The following is a 24,596-nucleotide window of genomic DNA, read 5'->3' as shown; positions in this document are numbered from 1 at the left end:
CCCTGTCAGCTCTGCCCGGCGTGATCTTTCGGGAGATTCGCTTCGCCCCCGGGAGGGCTGACTTGCGCTGTAATGTCGGGGTGAGGGAGCTTGGAGGCACCGCCCGGAATCGAACCGGGGTGGACGGATTTGCAATCCGCTGCGTAACCACTCCGCCACGGTGCCAGCTCCAATTGCGACCTATAACCGCGCCGCGCGCCGGGGGCAATCGGCGAGGGCATGGAGTGGTGAAACTTGTCAGTTGCACCGGTATGTGATGCGCACGCAGCACAGTGCTTGCCCGCCTTGGCCGCAGCAGGATATATCAGCGCCAGCACCGGCGCGAGGCCGGACCCAGGCAGGGAGAGAGCCGTGAACGATTTTGACCAGGCCCGCAAACAAATGGTGGATTGCCAGATTCGCCCGGCCGACGTCACGGATCGCCGCCTGATCGCGGCTTTCATGACCGTGCCCCGCCATCTCTTCACGCCGCGCGCGCGCATCGCCTCGGCCTATGCCGATGTGGAAGTCGCCACCGGTGACAAGCGCACGATGATGCGGCCGCGCGATCTGGCCAAGCTGATTCACGCCGCGGAAGTCCAGCCCGACGAACTCGTGCTCGATATCGCCTGCGGGCGCGGTTATTCGACCGCGATCCTGTCGCACATGGCCGAGACCGTGGTTGGTCTGGACGATGATGAGGACGGGCTGTCGCGGGCCAGCGGGCTGCTGGCTGATATCGGTGCCGACAATGCTGTCATCATCACCGGCGATCCGAAGCTGGGTGTGCCGGCCCAGGGGCCGTTCGATGTGATTTTCGTCAATGGTTCGGTCAGCGCCGTGCCCCAGGCCTGGCTCGATCAGCTCGCGCCGGGCGGGCGTCTGGTGGCGATCGTCCGCAAGGGACCGGTCGGCAAGGCCACGGTTTTCACGCGTTCTGCGGCAGGAATCGGCGAGCGCATTGTCTTTGATGCGACGGCCAGACTGCTGCCCGGTTTCGAGCCGGAGCCCGGCTTCGCATTCTAGCCACTGCAAAGTGTTGCATTCGGGCGACGGAATCCCCGGTGCCGGCCGTTAAACGCAGTCATGGGGCCGGGATTGCGAAACTATAATCGTGAACGCTGTTCAATTGTCGCGTGGCCATGCCTATATGGCTGCGACAAGAGTGGTACTGGCCTCTCGTTCTTGAGGCGCTATGATGACGGTGCCTAAGTCATATTGGCTTGCTGCCGGTAAAGGGATTTGCAGATGACGCGTTTGAAAATGTGGGCGATGGCCGCGACGGGCTGTGTATCGCTTCTGGCGATGGGCGCTGCGGCGCAGGCGCAGAGCCTCGAGGAAAGCCTGGCCCTGGCCTATAATTCCAACCCGACCTTGCAGGCCGAGCGAGCGCGGCTGCGTGCCACCGACGAAGGTCGGGTCCAGGCGCGCGCCGGTTATCTGCCGCAGGTCTCGGCCTCGGCCTCGGTCAGTGCGCAGCACAGCGAATCGGTAAGCGGCCCGTCCTCACCGCTCAGCGGCAGTTCCGAGAGCGATTCAACCCCGAAGAATTATTCGCTGACGGCGAACCAGTCGATCTATAGCGGTGGCTATAATGGCGGCGCCGTCGATCAGGCGACGGCCCTGATCTATGCCGGTCGTGAAAATCTTCGTGCGGTCGAGCAGGCCGTGCTGGTCGATGCGATCACCGCCTTCATGGATGTGCGCCGCGATTCCGAAGTCGTGAATATCCGCCGCAGCAATGCCGACGTGCTGGCCCAGCACCTCCAGGCCGCGCGCGACCGTTTCGAGGTCGGTGAGATCACCCGTACCGATGTTGCCCAGGCCGAGGCGCGCCTGTCCGGCGCCCAGGCCGAGCTGTCCGCAGCACAGGCGCAGCTGGCCACCAGCCGCGCCGCCTATGAGCGCGTGACCGGCCAGCCGCCGGCAACGCTGCAGGATCCGCCAGCCTTGCCCGAATTGCCTGACAATCTCGCCGATGCCGCCGAGACCGCCTACCGCTACAGCCCGGAACTGCTTGCTGCCCAATATGGTGAGCAGGCAGCCAGCCATTCCATCCGCATGGCCCGCAGCTCGCTGCGCCCGCAGGTTTCCCTGTCGGCGTCGGCCTCCGGTTCGCGCGATGCCTCCTATGCGGGCGATGAGCGCGACTCGACCTCGATTGTCGGACAGATTTCCGTGCCGCTTTTCACCGGTGGGTTGAATCGTTCGCGGGTTCGCGCCGCGATTGCCCAGGAAGAACAGACCCGGCAGCAGTCGCTGCTCGCCCGGCGTCAGGTGACCGAGGGCGTCACCAATACGTGGAATGCCTACATCACCTCCCAGGCGGTGATCGAATCGAGCCGCCAGGCGGTCCGCGCCAATGAGATCGCGCTCGACGGTGTCGAGCAGGAAGCCTATGTCGGCTTGCGCACCACGCTTGATGTGCTTGATGCAGAACAGGAATTGCTGGCATCCCGGCTGACCCTGGTGACGGCGGAGCGCGACTCCTATGTCGCTGGCTATCGCCTGTTGCAGGCGATGGGGCTGCTTTCCGCTGAACGCATGGGGCTGAACGTCGAAGTCTATGATGTGGCAGGCGAGCCGGATCGTTTCTCACTCCCTAACTTTGATTTAACACCCTGGAATTAGCCTGAATAAAGATTCTTGGGCTGGACAGGCAGGGCTGCGCCCGGTTTATTCGCCTGATACGAGAAACGACCGGTTAGGGACGTGCGCGACCATGGCAGAGCAAGCCGCCGATAACGAACCATCCATGGAGGAGATTCTCTCCTCCATCCGACGGATCATCAATGAAGACGACGCCCCGGCCGAAGCCGAGGCCGAGCCCGCCGCTCCGGCGCCGGCAGCGGAACCGGAAACCGCCGATCAGAGTGCGATCGACGATATCTTTGGTGATGCTGACGACGCGGGCGATGCCGGCGACGTTCTCGAACTGACGGACCGGATCGATGAGCCCGAGGGCGGCACCGATCCGATTGTCGGCGATGATGATCTGATGATCGTCGATCGCGATGACGATCTGGACATTGTCGCATTCGAGGAACCGGAGCCCGAGCCGGCACCGGCTCCTGCACCTGCACCGGAACCTGTCATGGATCTGGACACGGTCGAGGCCGACATTGAAGACGCGCTCATGAGCGAGCCTGCGGCCCAGGCGGCGATGGGGGCTTTCCATTCCCTGGCCGACACGATCCGCATTTCCGACGAGGAAGGCCGCACGCTGGAAGGCGTGGTCCGCGCGCTTCTGCGTCCGATGCTGAAGGAATGGCTCGACACCAACCTGCCGGGCATTGTCGATGAAAAGGTCCAGGCCGAGATCGACCGGGTGGCGCGCCGCCGCCGCTAACTGCTGCACGCAGTGCTGAATTCATTAAAGGGCATCGACTGAATAGTCGGTGCCCTTTATTCATGCGCCCCATGATGGAAAAGACATTCGACCCCCGCGAAGCCGAAACCCGTCTCTATACGAGCTGGGAATCATCTGGTGCCTTCAAGCCGAAGGAGGATCCCGAGGCGGATCCCTTCTGCATTGTCATTCCGCCACCGAATGTGACGGGCCGTCTGCATATCGGCCACGCGCTCAACAATACGCTGCAGGACGTGCTGATCCGCTACAAGCGCATGCTGGGCGACAGCGTGCTCTGGCAGCCGGGCACCGACCATGCCGGCATTGCGACGCAGATGGTGGTCGAGCGCCAGCTGGCCGCCGAAGGCAATCAATCACGCCGCGATATGGGCCGCGAGGCCTTTGTCGAGCGCGTCTGGGAATGGAAGGCGGAAAGCGGCGGCGAGATCATGGGGCAATTGCGCCGTCTCGGTGCCTCCTGCGACTGGAGCCGTGAGCGCTTTACGCTTGATGACGGCCTCTCTGCTGCCGTGCAGAAAGTCTTCATCGAGCTGCACCAGCAAGGCCTGATGTATCGCGACAAGCGCCTGGTGAACTGGGACCCGCATTTCCAGACCGCGATCTCCGATCTCGAAGTCGAGAACCGCGAAGTCCAGGGCCATTTCTGGCATTTCGCCTATCCGCTGGCCGATGGCTCCGGCGAGCTGGTCGTGGCGACCACGCGCCCGGAAACCGTGCTCGGCGATGCCGCCGTGGCTGTCCATCCCGATGATGAGCGCTACCAGCATCTGATCGGCAAGATGATCCGCCTGCCGATCGCCGATGTCGAAATTCCCATCGTCGCCGATGAACATGCCGATCCGGAGCAGGGCACCGGCTGTGTGAAGATCACCCCGGCCCACGACTTCAATGATTTCGAGGTCGGCAAACGCCATGACCTCCCCAAGATCAACCTGCTCGACCGCGAAGCCCGCTTCCTGACCGAGGATGACGGCACGGGCGGTCTCGACCGTATCCCGGCCGAATGGCGCGGCCTCGACCGCTTCGAGGTCCGCAAGCTTCTGGTCGCCCGAATGGACGAACTCGGCTTGCTGCGCGAAGTCGAGGACAAGCTGGTGATGCAGCCCTTCGGTGACCGCTCCAATGTCGTGATCGAGCCCTGGCTGACCGACCAGTGGTATGTCGATGCCGCGACGCTGGCCAAGGACGCCATCACTGCCGTCGAGGACGGGCGCACCACTTTCCATCCGAAGAATTGGGAAAAGACCTATTTCGAATGGATGCGCAATATCCAGCCCTGGTGCGTCTCGCGCCAGCTCTGGTGGGGGCATCGCATTCCGGCCTGGTATGACGCCGATGGCGAAGTCTATGTCGCCGAGAATGAGGCGGCGGCGCTGGAACAGGCGCGCGCCCGGCATGGCCGTGATGTCGCGCTGACCCAGGACGAGGACGTGCTCGACACCTGGTTCTCCTCGGCGCTGTGGCCGTTTTCGACCCTGGGCTGGCCGGAGGAGACGCCGGAACTGGCGCGCTTCTACCCGACCTCGGTTCTGATCACCGCTTTCGACATCATCTTCTTCTGGGTCGCCCGCATGATGATGCAGGGCCTGCATTTCATGGGCGAGGTGCCGTTCAAGGATATCTATATCCACGCCCTGGTCCGTGATGAGCACGGCCAGAAAATGTCGAAATCCAAGGGCAATGTGATCGATCCGCTCGAGCTGATCGACGAATACGGCGCCGATGCCGTGCGCTTCACCCTGGCCGCCCAGGCCGGGCAGGGCCGCGATATCCGCATGTCCAAGGACCGCGTTGAGGGTTATCGCAATTTCGGCACCAAGCTGTGGAATGCCGCACGTTTTTGCGAAATGAATGAGTGCAAGCCGGACGCCGCCTTCGATCCGAAATCGGTCAGGCAGACCGTCAATCGCTGGATCCTGTCCGAGTGCGAGCAGACGGTGAAAGCCGTCAATGCCGGGCTCGATGGTTTCCGTTTCAACGAGGCGGCGGCTGCGGCCTATCGCTTCGTGTGGAATGTGTTCTGCGACTGGCACCTGGAACTCGCGAAACCGCTCTTCATGGGCGATGACGAGGCCGCCAAGGCCGAGACGCGGGCGACGACCGCCTTCGTGCTCGACCAGGCGCTGAAAATCCTCCACCCCTTCATGCCCTTCGTCACCGAAGAGCTCTGGGCCCAGACCGGCACCCGCGACACCCAGTTGATCACGGCCGCCTGGCCACAGCTGGACGGACTCACCGATCCGGACGCCCAGGCCGAGATGGACTGGCTGATCGGTCTGGTCACGGATGTCCGCCGTCTGCGCGCCGAGATGAATATCCCGCCGGGTGCCCAGCTTGATGTCGCCGTGATCGGGGCCTCGGCTGAAACCCTGGCGCGGCTCGAGCGTCAGGACACGCTGATCAAGCGCATGGCGCGCCTGGCCAGTGTGACGCCGTCCGACAGTGCACCGCAAGCCTCGGCCCAGACCGTGGTCGGCGAGGCGACCTTTGCCCTGCTGCTCGCCGGTGTGATCGATTTCGACGCCGAGCGCGCGCGCATCGGCAAGGAAATCGCCAAGCTCGACGGCGAGATCAAGCGGCTGGAAGGCAAGCTCGGCAATGAGCGTTTCATCGCCAATGCGCCCGAAGCCCTGGTCGCCGAACAGCGCGAGAAACTGGCTGACTATGCGACGCAACGTGTCAAAATGGTCGAAGCGCTGGAGCGGCTCGCCGCGATGTAGCCCGGCCACGAACTGACCTGGGGGGGGGACGGCATGAACGAAGCATTTCAGGGGCTCTGGCGCGAGACGCTGGAGCCTTGGCTCGCCTCGCTTGAAGCGGAACGCAAGACCAGCGTGTCGCGCTTCATCGCCTGGACGGGGGGCATGGCCCTGATCGGGCTAGCCGCTGGCGTGTATTTCTATACCCGCGAGCCGGAATTCATGTTCCCGCTGATCGGGACCTTCTTTGGCCTTGTCGGCGGCATGCTGATCGGTGGCCGGCGGATGGAACGCCTGCGCAAGTCGATCAAGGCCGAGCTCAACTCCAAGATCGCCGAGGTCTGCCAGCTCAACTATGCCCTCGCGCCGCCCGAGCCGGCACGCTTCGCAACCTTCCGCGCCTATGGCCTGTTGCCCTCCTATACGCGTTGCAGTTTCGAGGACCATTTCTCGGGCGAGCGGCTGGGCTGCGATTTCGAACTCTATGAGGCCCATCTCGAGGAGCGGCGCCGTTCCGGAAAATCGACCCATTGGGTCACGGTGTTCCGCGGCGTCCTGATCCGGATCAATTTCCCGCGCAAGGTCGAGGGCGTCACCGTGATCACGCGCGATGCCGGCATTTTCAACGGGCTCGCGGCGCTGGGCCGGTCCTTCGGTTCGAAAAAGCTTGAACGTGTCGCCCTGGTCGATCCCGAGTTCGAAAAGGCCTTCGAGGTCTATGGCACCGATCAGGTGCTGGCGCGCTATATGCTCGACCCGGCCTTCATGGAACGCCTGGTCCGGCTGGAAAAGGCGCTCAAGGGCAAGAATGTCCGCGCCGCCTTTGACGAACATAGCGGTGAGGGCGAACTGCTGATCGCGGCAGAGACCGGCAATCAGTTCGAGGCCGGTTCGATGTTCAAACCGCTCGCCGACGAGGCCCGTATCAAGACCATTATCGATGATCTGACGCGGGTAATCGACATCATCGAAAACCTGGTCAAACCGCCGGTGCTGGGCGAGGGCGGCTGAGAAACGGGTGAGCCGGTCAGGCCGCGCGGACGGCTTGTACTTCGCTGCGGATCTCGTCCCATCGTGCCTTGCCGATCGAGGCGAGGTCGTAGTTATTCTGCAAATTCATCCAGAAACCGACCGTGGTGCCGAAAGCGCAGGCCAGCCGCGAAGCCATTTCCGGCGAGACGGCCTGTTTGCCATTGACGATGCGCGAGACATTGGCGGGCGCGGTGTTCAAGGCCAGGGCCAGCTGACTCGCAGACAAGCCGTGCGGCTTCATGAAGTCCTCGACCAGTATCTCGCCGGGATGGACCCGCAACCCGAACATCGGTGTTTCCGTCGAATGGGTCATGTTTGTACGCATAATTCTGTTTCCGTTTCACCGTGATCGATCACGTTAAGGCTAGTGGTAGTCGACGACTTCCACTTCGGCCGGGCCGTCATCCGTCCAGCGAAAACAGATCCGCCACTGGTCATTGACCCGGATTGAGTGTTCGCCGTGCCGATCACCTCTGAGCGCTTCCAGCCTGTTGCCAGGGGGTGATCGAAGATCGAGCAGTGTTTCGGCTGCGTGCAATTGCGCCAGTTTGCGGACAACAATCCGGCTGACATTCTGCCACCGGGCATTTCCCGGTGGGCGATCCTCTTCCGCAAGCGCCTGCGCAACCTTGTCTCTCCACGACACGATCATGGCGTGAGAATATTACGCTGTACGTAACTTGTAAAGTTTGAGCTTGGTCCGCTACCTGCCAGACCAGGCCTTCATGGAGCGCCTCCTCCGGCTGAGCCGCGCCTTGCTGTCAGCGATTATCCCGTGGGCCCGGGCCCTGCCTCCGTCAGGAAGTCCGCCGTGATCTCATAGGCGCGTTCGGACAGGCCGTAGCGGGTCATGAATTCAGCCAGTGAGCGATAGGTGGCCGTGCGGATCGTGCCGCGCTGGTCCTCAAGCCGGATCCGTTCATCGACCGTCGGGCCGAGCAGGCGTTCCAGCAGACTGACCTCCACCGGGGTCGGTTCAAACCAGGCCGTGAGGTTGGCCGTGATCTGGTTCCGGTCACGGGTTTCCCAGGCCGCCGCCGCGACCAGATCCAGCATGTATTCCGTGCAATTCTGGAAACGCGGATCGTGGGGGTTGGACAGCAGGGAGTAGTCCGGCTGATGCAGGGTCTCGGCATCGCTGACCAGTATCGCGGCCAGCCGCGCCTGCATTTCCGGCGTCGGGATGATGATTCCCGCCTCGCCGACAACATCGCCCTGGGTGAAATTGAGCGGCCAGTCCTGCACCAGATAGGAGGTCCGGCGGTCGTCCTCGCCATGATAGAGATTATGGACCGCATAGCCGTGAATGCGGCGGCCATCCACGGTCTCCAGCTCGGAATAGACCCAGAAGGCGCCATGGGTATAGCGAATGCCCGCGGGCAGGTCCTCGCGGGCGCGCCCGGTGCGGAACACCATGGCGACGCGCGCGCCCTGGCTCGCGAGCTCACGCTCGATCTGTTTGGAGAAGTCGGCGGAATCCTCGACGGGGAAGGGGGTGACCGGTGTGGCGCTGGAGCCGGCCTCGGCGATTTGCGGCCCGGCCAGACCCAGCGCCAGGGCCAGGGTGAGCCCGCGCCAACTCATGGCTGACGCCCGCCATAGGGCACATCCGGCGCTGCATCTGGAACGATAATCGCGTCATCAATCTCGAGTGGCGCATTCCCTGTGAAGGGGGCTGCGGCGATGTCTCCGGCGAGTTCGAGCGTATCGGCGGCCAGGTCGGGATCGGCAGTGACAATGGCCGCCGTCGTGCCGGCAACCGCGACGACGCTGGCCGCGGTGACGGTGAGGCCGGCGGAGGCCAGCGTGGCGCCAACCTCGACAGAACCGCCAACGAGATCGCCGGAGGCCTGGGCCGAAGCATTGCCCGATTGTGCGTGCACGGCGGGCGTGGCCAGGGGCAGGGCGAGACAGAAGGCAAGTGTGATGCGTTTGAACATGATGGTCTCCTTTTCGCCGGCAAACCATGACTCCGGTTTCCCGATTTGTAAACGAACAAAGTTCGTAAATACGATTCACATATATCCGGAGGTGAGATCGGGTCGAAAAAAGGCTACAGGAGTCCGGCCTCGCCCGGTCCCGGGCGAGCGTTTCAAGTATTTCATTTCAAAGGAAAATGCGCCCGCCTAGAGCGAAAATGTCCCGACGATCGGAATGTGATCGGAGGCCTTGGGCTCGCCGCGGGTCTTCTTGTGGATTTCGATGCTTTCGAGATGATCCGCCGCCTGTGGTGAGCACAGCAGGTGGTCGATGCGGATGCCCTGGCCCTTGTTCCAGCGGCCGGCCTGGTAATCGTAGAATGTGTACTGGTGGGCGCGGCCATCGAGCTGTTCGAAGGCTTCGGTCAGTCCGAGCCATTTGAGGCGGTCGAAGGCGGCGCGGCTTTGCGGCAGGGCGAGGGCGTCCATCTCCCAGACTTCCGGATCCCAGCAATCGCTGTCGCGCGGGATGACATTGTAATCGCCGGCCAGGATGAGGGCTTCTTCCAGCTTGAGCAGGCCTTCGGCATGTCGCGCCAGGCGGTCCATCCAGGCCAGTTTGTAATCATATTTCGGGCCCGGTGCCGGATTGCCATTGGGCAGATAGATCGAGGCAACACGGATCGGGCCGCTGGGTGCCGAGATCACCGCCTCGAGATAGCGCGCCTGCTCGTCGCTCTCATCGCCGGGCAGGCCGGGCAGGGTCTCCTCGATCGGGAATTTCGACAGGATGGCGACGCCGTTATAGGTCTTCTGGCCATGGGTAATGATGTTATAGCCGAGCCGTTCGATCTCTTCGCGCGGGAAGCCCTCATCGACGGTCTTGATCTCCTGCAGGCAGACAATGTCGGGCTTGGCTTCGCCGAGCCAGTCGAGCACATTGGGCAGGCGGGCCTTGATGGAATTGACGTTCCAGGACGCGAGGGTCAGGGTCATGGCGGTTCGCTTCGCTTTGTCGGCAGAGGACCGCACCTTAGGCGATTTGCGGTTTGAGTGAAGCCGTCAGAGCGCAGAATGAACAGGGATGGGCAGACACGTGCAGGATGAAACCGACGAAGCCGGGACGAGCCCGGCATCCGGACCGGGCCGGGCCTGGCTGATTTCCGCCAGCCTGGTGATCATCGCCTTCGGCGTTGCCTCATCGGTGATGTGGGAGCCCGCCTGGCGGATGCTGGGCGGTGGTGGCCTGCCGGTGCCGGCCGCCGTCTTCGCGGTCTATTCGCCCTGTGGACCCTTGGCGGCACTGCTGGCGCTGGTGATTGGCTGGTTGCGTTTCAATGGCGGCCAACGCGGCTCCGCCCTGAAGTGGATGATTGCGATCCCGGTGGTCTGGCTGATTGGCCTGTTGGGCTGGCTGGCGGCACTGCAGGCGTTTTGCGACGGCGCGCTGGTCTGCGCTGCCTAGAAGCCCGCAAAACTCGCGAACTCGTCGACATCCGCCCGCTCGGTCCGCGTCGTGTTGACCGGCGCATCCGGGTCGGCATGGCCCAGGGCGATGCCGCAGAACAGGGTGAAATCGGCTGGGATGCCGGCGGCGGTCTTCACGGTCCTGGGATAGATCGACCAGGCTTCCTGGGCGCAGGTACCAAGGCCGGCCTCGGTGGCGGCGAGCAGGAAGCTCTGGATGAACATGCCCAGATCCGACCATTGGCCCGGCTGCATGTCCTTGTGGATCGACACGAAGAGCCCGACCGGCGCCCCGAAGAATTCGAAATTGCGCGCGACATGGGTGAGACGGGCCATCTTGTCTTCGCGCGGAATATCCATCGAGGCATAGACGGCCTCGCCGCAGGCGAAGCGCCGGGCGCGCCAGGGATCGATGATCGGCTTGGGATAGATCTGGTATTCCAGCTCGGGCTCTCCGAACGGGTGTTCCGCCTGAATCGCCTTGACCGCATCGATCACGCGCTGACGGGCCGCGCCGGTGACGACATTGACCTGCCAGGGCTGGAGATTGCCGCCTGAGGGCGCGCGGGCTGCCAGCGTCAGCAATTCGCGCACTTGCGCCTCGCTGACCGGGGTGTCGAGATAGGCGCGTGTGGAGATGCGTGCGGCCAGGGCGCCAGCGACGCCATGCGGGATTGTCATGTCGCGCTCAGCCCTCGCCAATCTTTTCAAAACTTCCGAAGATCATTCGCTCGCCGTCGAAGGGCATCACGTCCGGCGTCATGCGCGGATCGGCCATTATTTTTTCCATTGCGGCGTCGCAGGTGGCCTTGTCCGGCCAGATCGCCCAGGAGAAGGTGACGGTCTCGTCGTCCTTCTTGTTCACCGCTCGCGGGAATGAGGTGATCTTGCCATCGGGCACATCGACGCCCCAGCAGTCGACGCATTCCAGAGCGCCATATTCCTTCATCATGGCGATCATGATTTCGCTGCTGTCCTCGAACGCCTTTCGATTGGCATTCGGCACGGCTGCGACATAACCCTGAACATAGGCCATCAAAACCCTCCTTGATGGACAGGCTGGCGGTCCAGGCCAGCGCTTCGTGGACCTGCGTCAGACCGAGAAACTCGTTCCGCAGCCGCAGGCGGCGGTGGCATTGGGGTTGTGGATCTTGAAGGAGGCGCCGATCAGCTCATCGACATAGTCAATTTCCGAGCCTTCCAGGAAGGGCAGGGAGGCCTCGTCAATCACGACCTTGGCACCATCGCGCTCGAGCACGAGATCGTCGGCCTGGACCTCGGTGTCGAGGTCGAATGTGTAGGAAAATCCGGAACAGCCACCCCCGACCACGCCGATGCGCAGCAGGCTGGCTGCGCCCTGGGCGGCGAGGATGGTATTGATCTGCCGGGCCGCATTGGCGGACAGTGTCACAGGTGTCGTCATGATCAGGCCATATCCGGCGTTCAGTTTAAGAGCTTGATGTTCTATATGGACCCGCACCGGTGCTGATGAAAGGCCCAAGCGACATGATGATAGCGGCCAATGACCGGTTTCGCGCCCCCTATGCCTGCCATCCGGCGCAATCGAAGGGGCGGTATTTCCCCCAGCCCGGCAGCGCCATGCGCAATGCCTTCCAGCGCGACCGCGATCGCATCATCCATTCCGGCGCCTTCCGGCGGCTGAAGGAGAAGACCCAGGTCTTCGTGGCGCATGAGGGGGACCAGTATCGCACCCGGTTGACCCATTCGCTGGAGGTCTCCCAGATTGCCCGCACCCTGGCCCGGGCGCTGGGCGGCGACGAGGATCTCGCCGAGGCGCTGGCGCTGGCGCATGATCTCGGCCACCCGCCCTTCGGCCATTCCGGCGAGCGCGTGCTGGCGGAGAAGATGCAGGAGTTTGGCGGTTTCGACCACAACGCCCAGACCCTGCGCGTCGTCACCAAGCTGGAAGTGCGCTATCCGGAATTCGACGGCCTCAACCTGACCTGGGAGACGCTGGAGGGTGTGGTCAAGCATAACGGCCCGCTGATGGCGCCCGGTGGCGATGGCTCCGGTCTGGCCTGGGCCTTCACCGACTACGAGGACTGGCGGGCGCTGGAGCTTCACACCCATGCCGGGCTCGAGGCCCAGATCGCCGCACTGTCTGACGATATCGCCTACAATAATCACGATCTCGATGATGGATTGCGCTCGGGCCTGCTGGAGCTGGAACCGCTGCTCGACCTGCCTCTGCTCGGCGACATCTTCCGCCGCGTCGACAAGCGCTGGCCCGATATCAAGCGCACTGTGCTGATCCATGAGGCTGTGCGCGAACTGATCGGCCTGATGGTCGGCGATGTGCTCGACGAAACCCGGCGGCGGCTGGCGGAGGCGGAACCGCAGAGCGCCGATGCGCTGCGTCAGCTGGACCGGCCGATGGTCGCGTTTTCCGACGGGATGCTGGAAATCCTGGCGGCGCTGCGGCGGCATTTGTTTGCCAATATGTACCGCCACTACAAGGTCAATCGCATGATGAGCCAGGGGCAGCGGGTGATGAGCGATCTGTTCGACCTCTACCTCTCCGATCCCGGCGTGCTGCCACCGGATGTGCGTTCGGGCATGGGCCAGCCCGGTTCGGCGCAGACAGCGCGTGCTGTTTGCGATTATATCGCCGGGATGACAGACCGTTTTGCGGTTGAGGAACATCGCCGCCTGTTTACGGTCCAGGGCTATTTCTAGTCGTGGGCCGCAAACCGGCTGAGAGTTCGCTAAATCGGCGCTCGAGAGAGTGCTATTGTTTTGTTGCACCGCGCGATTCGTGCGGCGCAGGATCAGACGCCAGGATGCCATGACGGATCAGGACGACGATGCTCGCCTCGGGGCCTATGCTCCTCCGACCGACGAGTTCGCCACTTTCGATGCGCGCGATGAGGATTCGCGCCGCGGCCCGCTGCTGCTCGCGGCGGCCTTTGCGGTTTTCGTGCTGTTTCTCGGCGTTGTCTGGAGCGCCTATAATCAGGGCCTGCGCGAGAGTGGCCGCGATGGTGCGCCGCGCCTTCTGGCCAATACCGAGCCCTATCGCGAGCGTCCGCTCGACCCCGGCGGCGAGCAGACGCCCGATACCGACATGGATGTCTATGACCGGCTGACCGGCGAGGATCACAGCGACGAGGCTGTGACCACGCGTCCCGGACCTGAAGAGCCGCTCGACGAGAACCGGCCCGCCCTGCGGATCGAGACTGTTGATGCCGATCAGACCGGTGATCAGCCGCAGCCTGAAGCATCGCAAACCACCGAAGTGGTCCCGCGCCAGGCGCCCGACCGTCCCGCCGTGTCCGAGCCGGCGCCGCAACAGGCTGAACCGGAACCCCGGCCAGCTCCCGTTGTGCGTCAACCCGAACCCGAGCCTGCGCCCGAGCGCGCTCCGGCCGCAGCCGGCATCGCCGTCGATACCAGTGGCAACTGGGTGGTGCAGATCGCCTCCTTCCGCTCCCAGGACGATGCCGAGGCCGCCTGGCTGGCCTTCCGCACCCGCTTTTCCGGCATTGCTGCCGGCGTCGTGCCCGATGTTGTCGAGGTCAATATTCCCGAGCGCGGCACCTATCACCGTCTGCGCATCGCCGCCTTTTCCAGCCGCGACGAGGCCGTCGCCTATTGTGCGCGGCTGCAGCAGGACGGGCAGGACTGCCTGGTCGCGCGCCGATGAGTATCAGTGCCGCGATCTATGGATTGTCGGGGCCCAAGCTCACGACGGTCGAGAAGGCTTTCTTCCGCGATGCCGATCCCTGGGGCTTCATTCTTTTCGCGCGCAATATCGATGGGCCGAAACAGCTTGCCCGCCTGACCGGCAGCCTGCGCGATGCGCTCGGCCGCGATGTGCCGATCCTGATCGACCAGGAGGGCGGACGTGTTGCCCGCCTGAAACCGCCGACCTGGCGCAAGGCGCCGCCGGCGCAGGTCTTCGGCGATCTCTTTGAACGCGAACCGGAAGCGGCGATCGCGGCGGTCAGGCTCAATCACCGTCTGCTGGCACATGAGCTGCGCGGCGTGGGCGTTGATGTCGATTGCGCGCCCGTGCTCGATCTGCGCATTCCCGGCGCCGACGACATTATTGGCGAACGCTCCTTTGGCGAGACGCCGGATATTGTCGCCCTGCTGGGCCAGGCGGCGATGGACGGGCTGATGGCGGGCGGCGTGGCGCCGGTGATCAAGCATATCCCCGGCCATGGCCGCGCCGATGCCGACAGCCATCTGGCGCTGCCGCGTGTCACCGAGGAGCATGGTCTGCTCTCGGAGACGGATTTTGCCGCCTTCCGCAAGCTCAACACGGCCGTGATGGCGATGACGGCGCATATCGTCTACGCCGATATCGACCCGGAAAACCCGGCCACCACGTCGCCGGACGTGGTTGGCAATGTGATCCGCGGCGAGATCGGTTTTGACGGTTTCCTGATGACCGATGATCTCTCCATGAAGGCCTTGTCGGGCACTTTCCGCCAGCGCGGCGAGGCCTCGATCCGGGCCGGCTGTGATATTCTCCTGCATTGCAATGGCGACCGCGGCGAGATGCGCCAGGTCGCTGAAGCGGCGCCGCGCCTGGCCGGCAAGGCGCTTGAGCGGGCACATCTGGCCGAACAGGCCCGCGATGTAATCGAGGATTTCGACCCGGAAACCGGCGAATCAGAGCTCAATGAGCTGCTGGAGCTGGCCAGACGGTGACAGTGCCGACGATGAGGACGATGTGAGCGAGGAGTTCGAGGAGGAATTGCGCTTCGAGGCGGCCGAGGAGGCCGAGACGGAAGCGCTCGTCGTCGATCTCGACGGGTTCGAGGGCCCCTTGCACCTCCTGCTCGCCCTGGCCCGCAAGAAGAAGATCGATCTCGCCCGCATCTCGATCCTGGAACTGGCGGAGCAATATCTCGGTTTCATGGCCGCGGCGAGCCGCAAACGGCTGGATCTGGCGGCCGATTATCTGGTGATGGCGGCCTGGCTGGCCTTCCTCAAGTCCAAACTCCTCCTGCCCAAACCGCCCAAGGATGATGATGCGCCCGTCGAGGTGCTGGCCCAGGCCCTGGCCTTCCGGCTGCGCCGCCTTGATGCGATGCGCGCGGCCGGCGAGGCCCTCTATGCCCGGCCGCTGGAAGACCGCGATGTCTTCATGCGCGGCGCCCCGGAAGGTGTGCGTTCGACCCGTTCGGTGATTTATGAGGCCGACCTGCACGATCTGCTCTCGGCCTATGCGACGCGGCGATCGGCACGCATCCGCTCGACCTACCGGCCGCATGTGCCGCGCGTTTACGGTCTGGAAACTGCGCGCGAGCGGCTGGAAACGCTGTTGCCGCAGGTGAAGGACTGGCGCGAATTTGATACGCTGCTGCCCGACGCGGACGATCTTGGCGACGAGCCGCCGCCGTCGAGTTCGGTACGCGCCAGCTCGGTGCTGGCCGCGCTGGAAATCACCAAGGACGGGCATGCGCTGCTACGCCAGCGCGAGCCCTATGCGCCGCTTTATGTGCGTGGCTGCGACAGGAACGAGACCATCGATGAGTGATGACGACGATATCCGTACGGCCGAGCCGGTCGCCGATCCGATCACCGACGCGATTGCGGCCCTGCGGGCCCGCGCGGTGCATCAGGGGCCGGCCGATGATCGCGAGGCGTCCGAGGCGCTCGGTCTGCGGCTGGCGGTCGATACCGAACGGGAGAATCTGCGCCTGCTCGAGGCGCTGCTGTTCGCCGCCGCCGAACCGCTCGACGAGGAAACCCTGATCGGGCGGTTGCCGCTGGAAGCCAATATCCAGGAATTGTTGGCCACCCTGGCCGAGGAATATGCCTCGCGCGGCGTGCGTCTGGTCGAGGTCGGCGGGCGCTGGCGTTTCGAGACGGCGCCGGATCTGGCCGAAGCGCTCAATGAGGTGCGCCAGGAACCGCGCAAACTCTCCCAGGCAGCGCTCGAGACGCTGTCCATCATCGCCTATCACCAGCCGGTCACCCGCGCCGAGATCGAGGAAATCCGCGGTGTGGCGGTCTCCAAGGGCACGCTGGACCTGTTGTTCGAGCTGCGCTGGATCCGACCGCGCGGCCGCCGCCGCACGCCGGGCCGGCCTTTGACCTATGGCACCACGCCGCGCTTCCTGGAGTATTTCGGCCTTGCCTCGATCGGCGATCTGCCCGGCCAGGCCGACCTCAAGGCCGCCGGCCTGCTCGATGCCCGCATCCCGGCGGATTTCTTCGTGCCCGATCCGGGCCGCCATGAGGGCGACAGTGATGACGAGGATCCGCTTGATGACGAGGATCAGCGCACATTTCATATCGACTTCATGGATGATGATGGCGATGCTGAGGGTGAAGATATCTGAACCCCGCATTGGACGGGGCCGGGTAACTGGATTAGACCTTGTAACAATTGGTTAGACGGAGGGGCAAATGGCTCCCGGAATGTGGCAAATCCTTCTCGTCGTATTGCTCGCGGTGCTGCTGTTTGGTGGCCGCGGCAAGATTGCAGCCGTTATGGGCGATTTTGCCAAGGGCATCACCAGCTTCCGCAAGGGGCTGAAGGATGAGGACGAGGACGGCGAAGGCGATGACGCCGCCGCTCCGGCTCCCGGCCTCGACGCCGCGGCGCGCGAAGACGAAAAAACCGGAGTTTAACCGTCATGGCTCCCGGCATCGGAATGCCGGAAATGCTTGTCGTGCTGGTTCTGGCCCTGGTCGTGGTCGGCCCGCAACAATTGCCGGTGCTGATGCGCCGGATCGGGCGCCTGCTGGGGCAGGCACGCGGTATGGCGAGAGATTTCCAGGCCAGTTTCGACGAACTCGGTCGCGAGAGCGAACTGGCTGATTTGCGCAAGGAAATCGAAGCCTTGAAGAACGGCAATCCGATCGAGGAAATCTCCGGTGAACTCGACAAGGTTGCGCTTGAAGCCCAGAACGAGAAAATCAGGCAATTGAAAATGGCCAGCGCCAACCGGATCGGCGATGCGGGTTTCGGTGCGCCGCAACCGCCGCGGCCCGTGGCCTCCAAGCCCCAACCCGAGCCTTCCGAGCCTGCCCGGCCAGATGCCTCCAGGGACGACGAATAGCCCCCATGGCCGAAATCGAACATGACGAGGTGGAGTCGAGCCGCGCGCCGCTGATGGATCATCTGATCGAGCTGCGTCAGCGCCTCCTGCTGGTGATCGCCTTCCTGACGGCGGGCTTCATCGGCTGTTTCCTGATCTCCGGCCTGCTCTACGAATGGCTGCTCGCGCCCTATAGCCAGGCGGCTTCTCTGGTGCGCGGTGTGCCGGTGGAGGAGCTTGACCTGACGGCGAATTTCTTTGCGCCGCTGGAATTCTTCTTCGTCAAACTCAAACTCTCCCTGGTCGGCGCCATCATGGTGACCTTCCCGGTGATCGCCTGGCAGGTCTACGGCTTTGTCCAGCCGGGCCTGTACAAGAATGAGCGCGGGGCTTTCGCGCCCTTCCTGGCGCTGTCGCCCATCCTGTTCGCGGCCGGGGTGAGCTTTGTCTATTTCCTCGTCCTGCCGATGGTGATGCGCTTCTCGCTCGGCCAGGAGCAGGCCAGTGCGGGGCCGGGGATCTCGATCGAGCTTCTGCTCAATGTCTCCGACTACATGAATTTGATCACCACGCTGATGCTGGTGTTCGGAATCTCCTTCCAGATGCCGATCCTGATGATGCTGCTGGCCAAGGCCGGGATTATCAATTCGAAGCAGATGCTCGGCAGCTGGCGTTTTGCCGTTGTCGGGATTGCCCTGTTTGCGGCCTTCGTGACGCCGCCGGATCCGATCAGCCAGATCATGCTCGGCTCGGCCCTGCTGCTGCTCTTTTTCATCTCCGTTGGCCTGATGCGCTGGATGGAACCGAAATCGACAGAGGTCGACGAGGCCTGACCCGGTTTACGCCAGCGGCGGCGAGGGTTATAGCCCGCTGACACCCTGTTGAACCGAGATCACCGCCATGCACGATATCAAGCTCATCCGCGACGATGCCGCCGCTTTCGACGCCGCCCTGGCCCGCCGGGGCATGGAACCGCAATCGCCGGTCCTGCTTGACCTCGACAGCAAGCGCCGCGAGGCGCTCGGACGCCAGCAGGAGGCCGAGACCGAGCGCAATGCCCTGTCCAAACTGGTCGGGCGCGCCAAGGCGAGCGGCGATGAGGCTGAATTCAACCGTCTGCGCAGCGAGGTCGACCGGCTCAAGGCCGTGCTTGAGGAGAGCAGCGAGCAGGCGAAGCATTTCGACGAGGCGCTGAGCCAGCATCTCGCAGCCCTGCCCAATCTGCCCGAGGCCGATGTGCCGCTGGGCAAGGATGAGAACGACAATCTGGAAATCCGCCGCTGGGGCGAGCCGAAAGCCTTCAATTACGAGCCGAAGGACCATGTCGATCTCGGCGAGGGCCTCGGCCAGATGGATTTCGAGGCCGCCGCCGCCCTGTCCGGTGCCCGCTTCGTGGCGCTCAAGGGTGGACTGGCCCGGCTGGAGCGTGCGCTGGCGCAGTTCATGCTCGATCTACACACCGGTGAGCACGGCTATACCGAAGTCAGCCCGCCCTATCTGGTGCGCGATGAAGCCATGTTCGGTACCGGCCAACTTCCCAAATTTGCCGACGACCTGTTCCGCACCACCGATGGCCGCTGGCTGATCCCGACGGCGGAAGTGCCGCTGACCAATCTGGCGCGCGATGCGATCCATCCCGAAGACACGCTGCCCATGCGCATGACCGCCTATACGCCCTGTTTCCGCGCCGAGGCCGGATCGGCCGGGCGCGATACGCGCGGCATGATCCGCATGCACCAGTTCCAGAAGGTGGAGATGGTGTCCCTGGTGAAGCCGGAAGACAGCGCCGCCGAACTCGACCGCATGACCGGCTGTGCCGAGAAAGTCCTGCAATTGCTGGAGCTGCCCTACCGGGTGATGCTGCTGTGCAATGGCGATATGGGTTTTTCGGCCAAGCGCACCTATGACCTGGAAGTCTGGCTGCCCAGCCAGGACACCTATCGCGAGATCTCCTCCTGCTCCAATTGCGGTGAGTTCCAGGCCCGCCGGATGAATGCGCGCTATCGCAAGGAGGGCGAGAAGAAACCGGCCTTCCTGCACACGCTCAACGGTTCCGGCGTCGCCGTCGGCCGCGCCATGCTGGCGGTGATGGAAAACCACCAGAATGCCGACGGCTCGATCACCATCCCCGCTGTGCTGCGCCCCTATATGGGCGGGCTGGAGCGGCTGGAGGCGTAGTTTGCTCCCGGTGTGACCTTGATGGTGGCCTGGTGTGGCGCTGTTGGTGCCGGGGGTGTGCCTGGGTGACAGTTTGGTTTCGGACTTTGTGTCGACAAAGGGCAATGAAACCAGCTTGTTGATGTGTTTCCGAGGCGTTTTCCGATCCATTTTCCCGATTCTCCGCCTGCCGCATCGTTTTCGTCCCTGCCAGTATACGGGCGCGGCGCGGCAGACGGATAAGTTGCGGGCGTGACACAAGGCGGCATGGCCCCCGGCCCCGCGCTTGATGCTTTGCCAGAAATCCGCCAATCTTTGCCATCGCGATCGTGGAGGGCAATATGGCCACAATGAATATCTCGCTCCCTGAAGGGATGAAGGACTGGGTCGAGGCGCAGGCCGCGACAGGGCGCTACAGCAATTCCAGCGATTATGTCCGCGACCTGATCCGCCGTGACCAGGACCGGGCTGCGAAGCTGGCGAATATCCAGCAGCTGGTCGGCGAGGGCCTTGCGAGCGGGTTCAGCGACCGTCCGATTGCCGATGTGCTGGCCGAGGCACGCGGGCTCTCAGAGACGGACTAGGCGATGCGCTATCGGCTGACGCGGGCTGCGGAGGCCGATCTGGTCGGCATATATCGCGAAGGCGCCAAGCAGTTTGGTGTCGCCCGAGCGGAGGCCTATTTCGCCGCTCTTATCGCAAGCTTCGAGCGGCTTGCTGCAAATCCTCATATGGCCCGCCTGCGGATGGAGATCGATCCGCCTGTGCGGATCCATGCCTGTGGCTCGCACGTCGTGATCTATCGGGAGGCAGATGCGGCGCGAATCGAGATTCTGCGCGTTCGACATGGACACGAGGATTGGGACGAGGCGGGGCGGTAAACCGTCTCACATCCGCGCCAGCGCCTCAAATACTCGCGCATATTTGCGATGCCCCGCGTCCATCAAGGCCCTGACCTCCGGTCGCACACCGGCCTGCTGGCGTTGCCGGACCTGATCTTCGACGGCTGCGGCAAAAACATCGGCGATGCTGCGGCCCTTATTGGTCGCGCGCTCACGGATGGCCATGAGGTCTTCGTGGCTGAAGCGGGTGCCGAATAGCAAGGAGGCGGGGAGCATGGCTGTTTCCAGGAAATCGGGGCGACGGGCGAAATTTACCACAATCGCCCCAAGCTGTGGAGCCCGGCATCGTCACCGGTTCCGCCGGCTTTGCCGGCACCGCTTCCATCCAGGAAGGGGAAGGCGCGTCGCCCGGCCGTGGGCGAGAATCACCGACGCCCGCCCCCCGCCACCGCATCGCGCTATGTGCAGCGCGTCTCCCATCGTCTAGAAGCGGGCGACCTGAACGCCGCCATGAGAGACGCCCGCCATGATCCCGAAGACCAATCCGCGTATTCTGCTCACCAATGATGATGGCGTGCATGCGCGCGGGCTCAAGGTGCTCGAGGCGATTGCGCGCGAATTGTCGGATGATGTCTGGATCGTGGCGCCGGCGCTGGAACAGTCGGGTGCAGGGCGCTCGCTCTCCCTGCACGCGCCGCTGCGGATCCGTGAATATGACGAGCGGCGCTTCTCGGTTTCCGGCACCCCGACCGATGCGGTGCTGATCGGGGTGCAGGACCTGGTCAAGGGCAAGAAGCCCGACCTCATCCTGTCCGGCGTCAATCGCGGCCAGAATATCGCCGAGGACGTCACCTTCTCCGGCACGGTCGCCGGCGCGATGCAGGGCATGCAGCTGGGCATTCCTTCGGTCGCCCTGTCGCAGGCCTATGGCTTCAAGAAGGGCGATCCGATCGAGTGGGAGACGGCGCAGACCTTTGGCGCGCCGATCCTGCGGCGGTTGTTCGATCTGAAATGGCCGAAAGATGTGTTGATCAATATCAATTTCCCCGATGCCAAGGTCGAGGATGTCAAGGAAGTCGAGGTCACCCGCCAGGGCTGGCGCGACCAGCATATCCTGCACGCCGAGCACCGCGTCGACCCGCGCGGCGAGGATTATTACTGGCTCGCCTTCAAGGGCCTGTTGTCCAATCCGCCCGAGGGCGTTGACCTGCGCGCCATCTATGAGGGCAAGATCTCGGTGACGCCGCTGCACATGGACCTCACCCACGGCGAGACACTCGGCAATCTCAAGCGCATGCTGGGCGGCGCGCCGCCGCGCAGCTGAGAACGGACCGGTCCATGTCTGACGCGATGAAAATGCCCGATCCGCGCATGATCCAGCTGGTGATGGCGCTGCGGGGCGGCGGTGTCACCGATGCGCGCGTGCTCGCGGCGATCGAGCGCACGCCGCGCGATCTCTTCGTGCCGGAGCGTTTTGGCGACCAGGCGTTTGACGACCGCGCCCTGCCGATCGATTGCGGCCAGACGATTTCCCAGCCACTGATCGTGGCCCTGATGACCCAGGCCCTCAAACTCGATGATCGCTGCAAGGTGCTCGAGATCGGTACCGGCTCGGGCTACCAGGCCGCGGTACTGTCGCGGCTGGCGCGGCGCGTTTATTCGGTCGAGCGCTATCGCACCCTGTCGAAAGAGGCCGAGGCGCGCTTTGCCGCCATGCGGCTCAACAATATCGTCACCCGGGTTGGTGATGGCACACTGGGTTGGCCGGAACAGGCGCCGTTTGACCGTATCATCCTCACGGCTTCCGCCCCGGTGCGCCCGGATGCGATCCTGGCCCAGCTGAAGGATGGCGGCATCGCCATCGCCCCGGTCGATCGCGGCACCAAACAGGTGCTGGTGCGCTATCAGCGCGAGGGCGACGAGCTGACCTCGAGCGACATCATGGATGTGCGCTTCGTGCCGCTGGTGAAGGGCGAGGCGAAGTCGCTGTAGGCGTTTTCACGTAAAGACATCATCCAATAAAGCTGCGCCAGGATGACGAGGAAAGGCTGGTCTTCGCAATCTTCCGCATTTCCCCCGCATGGCTAACCGCCGGTTAAGTCTTCTCTGGCTTGATATCGCCGGAACGAATAGCCGGAGGTCCGTGTCGGGACGATGCGCTGGAATGTCTTGATCTGCGTTATGGCGGCCCTGGGAGCAGGGCTGGCGGGGTGTTCGTCGACGCCGCGCGAGCCTGCGCGCGTCGATTATCGCAATGTTCCAACCTATTCGGGCAGCGCCGGGCGCGCCGCTTCGATGAGCTGTTCCGGTGGCAGTTATACCGTGCGCTCCGGCGATACCCTGTCGGAAATCGCCGAAAGCTGCGGTGTCGAAATGGCGGCGCTCGCGAGTGCCAATGGTCTGAGCCGTCCCTATACGCTGCGTCCGGGCCAGACCCTGTCCATGCCGCAGGCGGCGGTTCATGTCGTGCAACGCGGTGAAAATCTCTACCGGATCGGGCTCCGCTACGACATTCCCTTCCAGCAATTGGCCAGCCATAACGGCATTCCTGCGCCCTACGAGCTCGAGGTCGGTCAGTCGATCCGGCTGCCGCGCGGCGCCTCGGTCGCCAGCGCTGCACCCACGCGCCGCACCAGCGCGCCAGCCACCACCTCTCGCCGCCCGACACCGACGCCGACGCGGACATCGGCACCCGCGGCACAGCCGACGGCCCAGCCGGCCGCCAATACGGCGGTCAGCTTTGACTGGCCGATCCGCGGCGAGGTCCTGTCCAGTTTTGGCCGCAAGCCCGATGGCAGCCGCAATGACGGCATCAATATCGCGGCCCGTACCGGCGATGAGGTGCGCGCCGCTGCTGCCGGCCAGGTCGTCTATGCCGGTTCGGAACTGGCCGGTTATGGCCAGCTTGTCCTGCTGCGCCATGATGGCGGTTTCGTCACGGCCTACGCCCATAACAGCCGCCTGATGGTGCGCGAGGGCGACCAGGTCACCCGCGGTCAGGTGATTGCCGCGGCCGGTTCGAGCGGTACGGTCGAGGTCGCCCAGGTGCATTTCGAGATCCGCCGCGGCGTCAATCCGGAAGATCCGATGCGCCATTTGCGCTGAGTGAAGCAAATTTTCCTGCAGTCAGTCTTGTTGCAACCCGCCGCCGCCCCGATATAGTCCGGCCAAACTGAATTCGGCCTGCCCCGATGCGGCGGCAGGCTCCCGGCAAGCGGAGCCCAGCATGAATCTCCAGACCATCCTCGAATCGCCGATCCCGATGCTCATCCTGATGGGCCTCGTCTTCTATTTCCTGCTGATCCGTCCGCAACAGAAGCGCGCCAAGGAACACCGGGACATGATCGAGGCGCTCAAGCGCGGCGATGTCGTCGTCACCCAGGGCGGTCTGGTCGGCAAGGTGATGAAGGTCGAAGAGGCCGAAGCCGTGATCGAGCTGTCCAAGGGTGTCGAAGTCCGGCTCATCAAGCACACGATCGCCGATGTCCGCAATCGCACCGAGCCGAAGCCCGCCAATGATGCGGCCAATACCTGAACGCTCCTGCTGAACAAGGTTCGCCATCATGCTGCAATTCGGGCGCTGGAAGCTTTTTTCCATTTTTGCCATCATTCTTCTGGGGGTGCTGTACACGATTCCGAACCTGGTTCCGGAATCCGAGCGCTACAGCATCAACGAGATCGACAATTCGCGCGAACCGCGCGGTATCTGGCGCTGGATTCCCAGCAGCACCGTCAATCTTGGCCTCGATTTGCAGGGCGGTTCGCATATCGTCTTTGAAGTAAACATGGCCGAGGTTCGTGCGGGTCAGCTCGAGACCCTCGCTGCCGATGCCCGTCAGACCCTGCGCGGTGAAACGCCGCCACTTCTGGCGCGCAGTGTCGCGGTGATCGGTGAGGAAGTCGTCGTTCTGATGGCGCGTGCGGATGACCGCGATGCGGCTTTTGAACGTCTCTCCGAACTGTCGCAGCCGGTCACGACGACGCTGGGCCAGCCGGGCCTGGCGCAGACGCTGAATATCCGCCGCGATTCCGGCGATGCCAATGCCATCCGCATCAGCGTGACGCCGGAACAGCTTGAGGCCATCCGTACCCGCACCGTCACGCAGTCGATC

30 protein-coding genes, 1 tRNA gene and 1 pseudogene are annotated in these 24,596 nt (G+C 63.7%); 22 read left to right on the top strand and 10 right to left on the bottom strand.

The annotated features are described in order from the left end of the window. Positions 1–91: 91 nt before the first annotated feature. A tRNA-Cys gene (locus ACN0YF_RS11615) sits at positions 92–165 on the bottom strand. A gap of 186 nt (positions 166–351) precedes the next feature. Here ACN0YF_RS11615 and ACN0YF_RS11610 point away from each other — a divergent pair. The 5 genes from ACN0YF_RS11610 to ACN0YF_RS11590 all read left to right on the top strand — a co-directional run bounded on the left by ACN0YF_RS11610 (position 352) and on the right by ACN0YF_RS11590 (position 7,059). Next, positions 352–1,005, top strand: a complete 654-nt coding sequence (locus tag ACN0YF_RS11610) for a protein-L-isoaspartate O-methyltransferase family protein (RefSeq protein ID WP_417494514.1) — start codon at positions 352–354, stop codon at positions 1,003–1,005. Between the two features lie 222 nt (positions 1,006–1,227). Continuing rightward, positions 1,228–2,610 (top strand): TolC family outer membrane protein, encoded by a 1,383-nt coding sequence (locus tag ACN0YF_RS11605; RefSeq protein ID WP_417482576.1) that lies wholly within the window; start codon positions 1,228–1,230, stop codon positions 2,608–2,610. Positions 2,611–2,701: 91 nt separating this feature from the next. Then, positions 2,702–3,328 (top strand): DUF2497 domain-containing protein, encoded by a 627-nt coding sequence (locus ACN0YF_RS11600; RefSeq protein ID WP_417494513.1) that lies wholly within the window; start codon positions 2,702–2,704, stop codon positions 3,326–3,328. A gap of 71 nt (positions 3,329–3,399) precedes the next feature. After that, positions 3,400–6,069 carry a valine--tRNA ligase gene (locus tag ACN0YF_RS11595; protein ID WP_417494512.1) on the top strand — a complete coding sequence of 890 codons (2,670 nt, stop codon included), beginning with the start codon at positions 3,400–3,402 and terminating at the stop codon, positions 6,067–6,069. Between the two features lie 33 nt (positions 6,070–6,102). Further along, entirely contained in the window at positions 6,103–7,059 is a 957-nt protein-coding gene (locus ACN0YF_RS11590; protein ID WP_417494511.1) for a DUF3137 domain-containing protein, read from the top strand. A gap of 16 nt (positions 7,060–7,075) precedes the next feature. Here the strand turns inward: ACN0YF_RS11590 and ACN0YF_RS11585 are convergent, their stop codons facing one another. The 5 genes from ACN0YF_RS11585 to ACN0YF_RS11565 form a co-directional block, all read right to left on the bottom strand. Continuing rightward, positions 7,076–7,393 (bottom strand): HigA family addiction module antitoxin, encoded by a 318-nt coding sequence (locus ACN0YF_RS11585; RefSeq protein WP_417494510.1) that lies wholly within the window; start codon positions 7,391–7,393, stop codon positions 7,076–7,078. 51 nt (positions 7,394–7,444) lie between these two features. Further along, complete coding sequence (locus tag ACN0YF_RS11580) at positions 7,445–7,732, bottom strand: type II toxin-antitoxin system RelE/ParE family toxin (RefSeq protein WP_417494509.1); 288 nt, start codon at positions 7,730–7,732, stop codon at positions 7,445–7,447. 116 nt (positions 7,733–7,848) lie between these two features. Beyond that, positions 7,849–8,664, bottom strand: coding sequence for a DUF2145 domain-containing protein (locus ACN0YF_RS11575; protein ID WP_417494508.1), 816 nt, complete (start codon positions 8,662–8,664; stop codon positions 7,849–7,851). Beyond that, positions 8,661–9,020, bottom strand: coding sequence for a hypothetical protein (locus ACN0YF_RS11570; protein WP_417482568.1), 360 nt, complete (start codon positions 9,018–9,020; stop codon positions 8,661–8,663). The genes ACN0YF_RS11575 and ACN0YF_RS11570 overlap by 4 nt, the downstream gene beginning before the upstream one ends. 186 nt (positions 9,021–9,206) lie before the next feature. Further along, complete coding sequence (locus ACN0YF_RS11565) at positions 9,207–9,995, bottom strand: exodeoxyribonuclease III (RefSeq protein ID WP_417494507.1); 789 nt, start codon at positions 9,993–9,995, stop codon at positions 9,207–9,209. 88 nt (positions 9,996–10,083) lie between these two features. On the opposite strand from ACN0YF_RS11565, the gene ACN0YF_RS11560 reads away from it, so the two are divergent. Continuing rightward, positions 10,084–10,464: a hypothetical protein gene (locus ACN0YF_RS11560; protein ID WP_417494506.1), complete on the top strand. Its 381-nt coding sequence runs from the start codon at positions 10,084–10,086 to the stop codon at positions 10,462–10,464. On the opposite strand, the gene ACN0YF_RS11555 is transcribed toward ACN0YF_RS11560, so the two are convergent. Genes ACN0YF_RS11555 through erpA form a run of 3 tightly spaced genes read right to left on the bottom strand, consistent with a single transcriptional unit; the run spans position 10,461 to position 11,889 of the window. Beyond that, positions 10,461–11,147 (bottom strand): nitroreductase, encoded by a 687-nt coding sequence (locus ACN0YF_RS11555; RefSeq protein WP_417494505.1) that lies wholly within the window; start codon positions 11,145–11,147, stop codon positions 10,461–10,463. The two genes, ACN0YF_RS11560 and ACN0YF_RS11555, sit on opposite strands and share 4 nt — an antisense overlap. 7 nt (positions 11,148–11,154) lie before the next feature. Then, positions 11,155–11,502 carry a DUF1428 domain-containing protein gene (locus ACN0YF_RS11550; protein WP_417494504.1) on the bottom strand — a complete coding sequence of 116 codons (348 nt, stop codon included), beginning with the start codon at positions 11,500–11,502 and terminating at the stop codon, positions 11,155–11,157. A 57-nt stretch (positions 11,503–11,559) separates the two neighbouring features. Continuing rightward, positions 11,560–11,889 carry an iron-sulfur cluster insertion protein ErpA gene (erpA, locus tag ACN0YF_RS11545; RefSeq protein WP_417494503.1) on the bottom strand — a complete coding sequence of 110 codons (330 nt, stop codon included), beginning with the start codon at positions 11,887–11,889 and terminating at the stop codon, positions 11,560–11,562. Positions 11,890–11,954: 65 nt separating this feature from the next. Between erpA and ACN0YF_RS11540 the strand changes: the two genes are divergently transcribed. The 11 genes from ACN0YF_RS11540 (at position 11,955) to ACN0YF_RS11490 (ending at position 20,523) form a co-directional block, all read left to right on the top strand. After that, a complete protein-coding gene (locus ACN0YF_RS11540) occupies positions 11,955–13,163 on the top strand; it encodes a deoxyguanosinetriphosphate triphosphohydrolase (protein WP_417494502.1) in 1,209 nt (402 codons plus the stop codon). Positions 13,164–13,272: 109 nt separating this feature from the next. Further along, complete coding sequence (locus tag ACN0YF_RS11535; RefSeq protein ID WP_417494501.1) at positions 13,273–14,130, top strand: SPOR domain-containing protein; 858 nt, start codon at positions 13,273–13,275, stop codon at positions 14,128–14,130. Then, positions 14,127–15,143 carry a beta-N-acetylhexosaminidase gene (gene nagZ, locus ACN0YF_RS11530; RefSeq protein ID WP_417494500.1) on the top strand — a complete coding sequence of 339 codons (1,017 nt, stop codon included), beginning with the start codon at positions 14,127–14,129 and terminating at the stop codon, positions 15,141–15,143. The genes ACN0YF_RS11535 and nagZ overlap by 4 nt, the downstream gene beginning before the upstream one ends. After that, positions 15,115–15,975, top strand: coding sequence for a segregation and condensation protein A (locus tag ACN0YF_RS11525; protein ID WP_417494499.1), 861 nt, complete (start codon positions 15,115–15,117; stop codon positions 15,973–15,975). The genes nagZ and ACN0YF_RS11525 overlap by 29 nt, the downstream gene beginning before the upstream one ends. Then, positions 15,968–16,783: an SMC-Scp complex subunit ScpB gene (gene scpB, locus ACN0YF_RS11520; protein ID WP_417494498.1), complete on the top strand. Its 816-nt coding sequence runs from the start codon at positions 15,968–15,970 to the stop codon at positions 16,781–16,783. The genes ACN0YF_RS11525 and scpB overlap by 8 nt, the downstream gene beginning before the upstream one ends. A gap of 79 nt (positions 16,784–16,862) precedes the next feature. Continuing rightward, a complete protein-coding gene (locus ACN0YF_RS11515; protein ID WP_417494497.1) occupies positions 16,863–17,075 on the top strand; it encodes a twin-arginine translocase TatA/TatE family subunit in 213 nt (70 codons plus the stop codon). Positions 17,076–17,080: 5 nt separating this feature from the next. Further along, positions 17,081–17,506 (top strand): Sec-independent protein translocase protein TatB, encoded by a 426-nt coding sequence (gene tatB / locus ACN0YF_RS11510; RefSeq protein WP_417482558.1) that lies wholly within the window; start codon positions 17,081–17,083, stop codon positions 17,504–17,506. A gap of 5 nt (positions 17,507–17,511) precedes the next feature. Further along, on the top strand, positions 17,512–18,318 hold the full coding sequence (tatC, locus tag ACN0YF_RS11505) for a twin-arginine translocase subunit TatC (protein WP_417494496.1): 807 nt from the start codon (positions 17,512–17,514) through the stop codon (positions 18,316–18,318). A 67-nt stretch (positions 18,319–18,385) separates the two neighbouring features. Continuing rightward, positions 18,386–19,663 carry a serine--tRNA ligase gene (gene serS / locus ACN0YF_RS11500; protein ID WP_417494495.1) on the top strand — a complete coding sequence of 426 codons (1,278 nt, stop codon included), beginning with the start codon at positions 18,386–18,388 and terminating at the stop codon, positions 19,661–19,663. A gap of 320 nt (positions 19,664–19,983) precedes the next feature. Then, the gene (locus tag ACN0YF_RS11495; RefSeq protein ID WP_417494494.1) at positions 19,984–20,226 is read left to right on the top strand and encodes a type II toxin-antitoxin system ParD family antitoxin; all 243 of its coding nucleotides are present in this window, start codon (positions 19,984–19,986) and stop codon (positions 20,224–20,226) included. Positions 20,227–20,229: 3 nt separating this feature from the next. Beyond that, positions 20,230–20,523, top strand: a complete 294-nt coding sequence (locus tag ACN0YF_RS11490) for a type II toxin-antitoxin system RelE/ParE family toxin (RefSeq protein ID WP_417494493.1) — start codon at positions 20,230–20,232, stop codon at positions 20,521–20,523. Between the two features lie 6 nt (positions 20,524–20,529). Here ACN0YF_RS11490 and ACN0YF_RS11485 read toward each other — a convergent pair whose 3' ends face one another. Continuing rightward, complete coding sequence (locus tag ACN0YF_RS11485; RefSeq protein ID WP_417494492.1) at positions 20,530–20,760, bottom strand: hypothetical protein; 231 nt, start codon at positions 20,758–20,760, stop codon at positions 20,530–20,532. 250 nt (positions 20,761–21,010) lie between these two features. Here ACN0YF_RS11485 and surE point away from each other — a divergent pair, with 250 nt between their 5' ends. From surE to ACN0YF_RS11460, 5 genes and pseudogenes are all read left to right on the top strand, one after another. Beyond that, a complete protein-coding gene (gene surE, locus ACN0YF_RS11480) occupies positions 21,011–21,808 on the top strand; it encodes a 5'/3'-nucleotidase SurE (RefSeq protein ID WP_417494491.1) in 798 nt (265 codons plus the stop codon). 26 nt (positions 21,809–21,834) lie between these two features. Continuing rightward, complete coding sequence (locus ACN0YF_RS11475; protein ID WP_417482595.1) at positions 21,835–22,476, top strand: protein-L-isoaspartate(D-aspartate) O-methyltransferase; 642 nt, start codon at positions 21,835–21,837, stop codon at positions 22,474–22,476. A 189-nt stretch (positions 22,477–22,665) separates the two neighbouring features. Then, complete coding sequence (locus ACN0YF_RS11470; RefSeq protein ID WP_417494490.1) at positions 22,666–23,589, top strand: LysM peptidoglycan-binding domain-containing protein; 924 nt, start codon at positions 22,666–22,668, stop codon at positions 23,587–23,589. A gap of 121 nt (positions 23,590–23,710) precedes the next feature. Continuing rightward, positions 23,711–24,019, top strand: coding sequence for a preprotein translocase subunit YajC (yajC, locus tag ACN0YF_RS11465; RefSeq protein ID WP_417482550.1), 309 nt, complete (start codon positions 23,711–23,713; stop codon positions 24,017–24,019). A 28-nt stretch (positions 24,020–24,047) separates the two neighbouring features. Beyond that, positions 24,048–24,596, top strand: a pseudogene (locus ACN0YF_RS11460) (protein translocase subunit SecD); the annotation flags it as partial.

It is taken from the genome of Maricaulis sp., from assembly GCF_048270265.1.
Lineage (GTDB): Bacteria > Pseudomonadota > Alphaproteobacteria > Caulobacterales > Maricaulaceae > Maricaulis.
This window is presented reverse-complemented; position numbering and strand designations above follow the sequence as displayed.

Bases quoted from the DNA above. Each gene is read 5' to 3' on its own strand.
- ACN0YF_RS11605 (WP_417482576.1), top strand. From the start codon at position 1,228: ATGACGCGTTTGAAAATGTGGGCGATGGCCGCGACGGGCTGTGTATCG.
- ACN0YF_RS11600 (WP_417494513.1), top strand. From the start codon at position 2,702: ATGGCAGAGCAAGCCGCCGATAACGAACCATCCATGGAGGAGATTCTC.
- ACN0YF_RS11595 (WP_417494512.1), top strand. From the start codon at position 3,400: ATGATGGAAAAGACATTCGACCCCCGCGAAGCCGAAACCCGTCTCTAT.
- ACN0YF_RS11590 (WP_417494511.1), top strand. From the start codon at position 6,103: ATGAACGAAGCATTTCAGGGGCTCTGGCGCGAGACGCTGGAGCCTTGG.
- ACN0YF_RS11585 (WP_417494510.1), bottom strand. From the start codon at position 7,393: ATGACCCATTCGACGGAAACACCGATGTTCGGGTTGCGGGTCCATCCC.
- ACN0YF_RS11580 (WP_417494509.1), bottom strand. From the start codon at position 7,732: ATGATCGTGTCGTGGAGAGACAAGGTTGCGCAGGCGCTTGCGGAAGAG.
- ACN0YF_RS11575 (WP_417494508.1), bottom strand. From the start codon at position 8,664: ATGAGTTGGCGCGGGCTCACCCTGGCCCTGGCGCTGGGTCTGGCCGGG.
- ACN0YF_RS11570 (WP_417482568.1), bottom strand. From the start codon at position 9,020: ATGTTCAAACGCATCACACTTGCCTTCTGTCTCGCCCTGCCCCTGGCC.
- ACN0YF_RS11565 (WP_417494507.1), bottom strand. From the start codon at position 9,995: ATGACCCTGACCCTCGCGTCCTGGAACGTCAATTCCATCAAGGCCCGC.
- ACN0YF_RS11560 (WP_417494506.1), top strand. From the start codon at position 10,084: ATGGGCAGACACGTGCAGGATGAAACCGACGAAGCCGGGACGAGCCCG.
- ACN0YF_RS11555 (WP_417494505.1), bottom strand. From the start codon at position 11,147: ATGACAATCCCGCATGGCGTCGCTGGCGCCCTGGCCGCACGCATCTCC.
- ACN0YF_RS11550 (WP_417494504.1), bottom strand. From the start codon at position 11,502: ATGGCCTATGTTCAGGGTTATGTCGCAGCCGTGCCGAATGCCAATCGA.
- erpA (WP_417494503.1), bottom strand. From the start codon at position 11,889: ATGACGACACCTGTGACACTGTCCGCCAATGCGGCCCGGCAGATCAAT.
- ACN0YF_RS11540 (WP_417494502.1), top strand. From the start codon at position 11,955: ATGAAAGGCCCAAGCGACATGATGATAGCGGCCAATGACCGGTTTCGC.
- ACN0YF_RS11535 (WP_417494501.1), top strand. From the start codon at position 13,273: ATGACGGATCAGGACGACGATGCTCGCCTCGGGGCCTATGCTCCTCCG.
- nagZ (WP_417494500.1), top strand. From the start codon at position 14,127: ATGAGTATCAGTGCCGCGATCTATGGATTGTCGGGGCCCAAGCTCACG.
- ACN0YF_RS11525 (WP_417494499.1), top strand. From the start codon at position 15,115: ATGAGCTGCTGGAGCTGGCCAGACGGTGACAGTGCCGACGATGAGGAC.
- scpB (WP_417494498.1), top strand. From the start codon at position 15,968: ATGAGTGATGACGACGATATCCGTACGGCCGAGCCGGTCGCCGATCCG.
- ACN0YF_RS11515 (WP_417494497.1), top strand. From the start codon at position 16,863: ATGTGGCAAATCCTTCTCGTCGTATTGCTCGCGGTGCTGCTGTTTGGT.
- tatB (WP_417482558.1), top strand. From the start codon at position 17,081: ATGGCTCCCGGCATCGGAATGCCGGAAATGCTTGTCGTGCTGGTTCTG.
- tatC (WP_417494496.1), top strand. From the start codon at position 17,512: ATGGCCGAAATCGAACATGACGAGGTGGAGTCGAGCCGCGCGCCGCTG.
- serS (WP_417494495.1), top strand. From the start codon at position 18,386: ATGCACGATATCAAGCTCATCCGCGACGATGCCGCCGCTTTCGACGCC.
- ACN0YF_RS11495 (WP_417494494.1), top strand. From the start codon at position 19,984: ATGGCCACAATGAATATCTCGCTCCCTGAAGGGATGAAGGACTGGGTC.
- ACN0YF_RS11490 (WP_417494493.1), top strand. From the start codon at position 20,230: ATGCGCTATCGGCTGACGCGGGCTGCGGAGGCCGATCTGGTCGGCATA.
- ACN0YF_RS11485 (WP_417494492.1), bottom strand. From the start codon at position 20,760: ATGCTCCCCGCCTCCTTGCTATTCGGCACCCGCTTCAGCCACGAAGAC.
- surE (WP_417494491.1), top strand. From the start codon at position 21,011: ATGATCCCGAAGACCAATCCGCGTATTCTGCTCACCAATGATGATGGC.
- ACN0YF_RS11475 (WP_417482595.1), top strand. From the start codon at position 21,835: ATGAAAATGCCCGATCCGCGCATGATCCAGCTGGTGATGGCGCTGCGG.
- ACN0YF_RS11470 (WP_417494490.1), top strand. From the start codon at position 22,666: ATGGCGGCCCTGGGAGCAGGGCTGGCGGGGTGTTCGTCGACGCCGCGC.
- yajC (WP_417482550.1), top strand. From the start codon at position 23,711: ATGAATCTCCAGACCATCCTCGAATCGCCGATCCCGATGCTCATCCTG.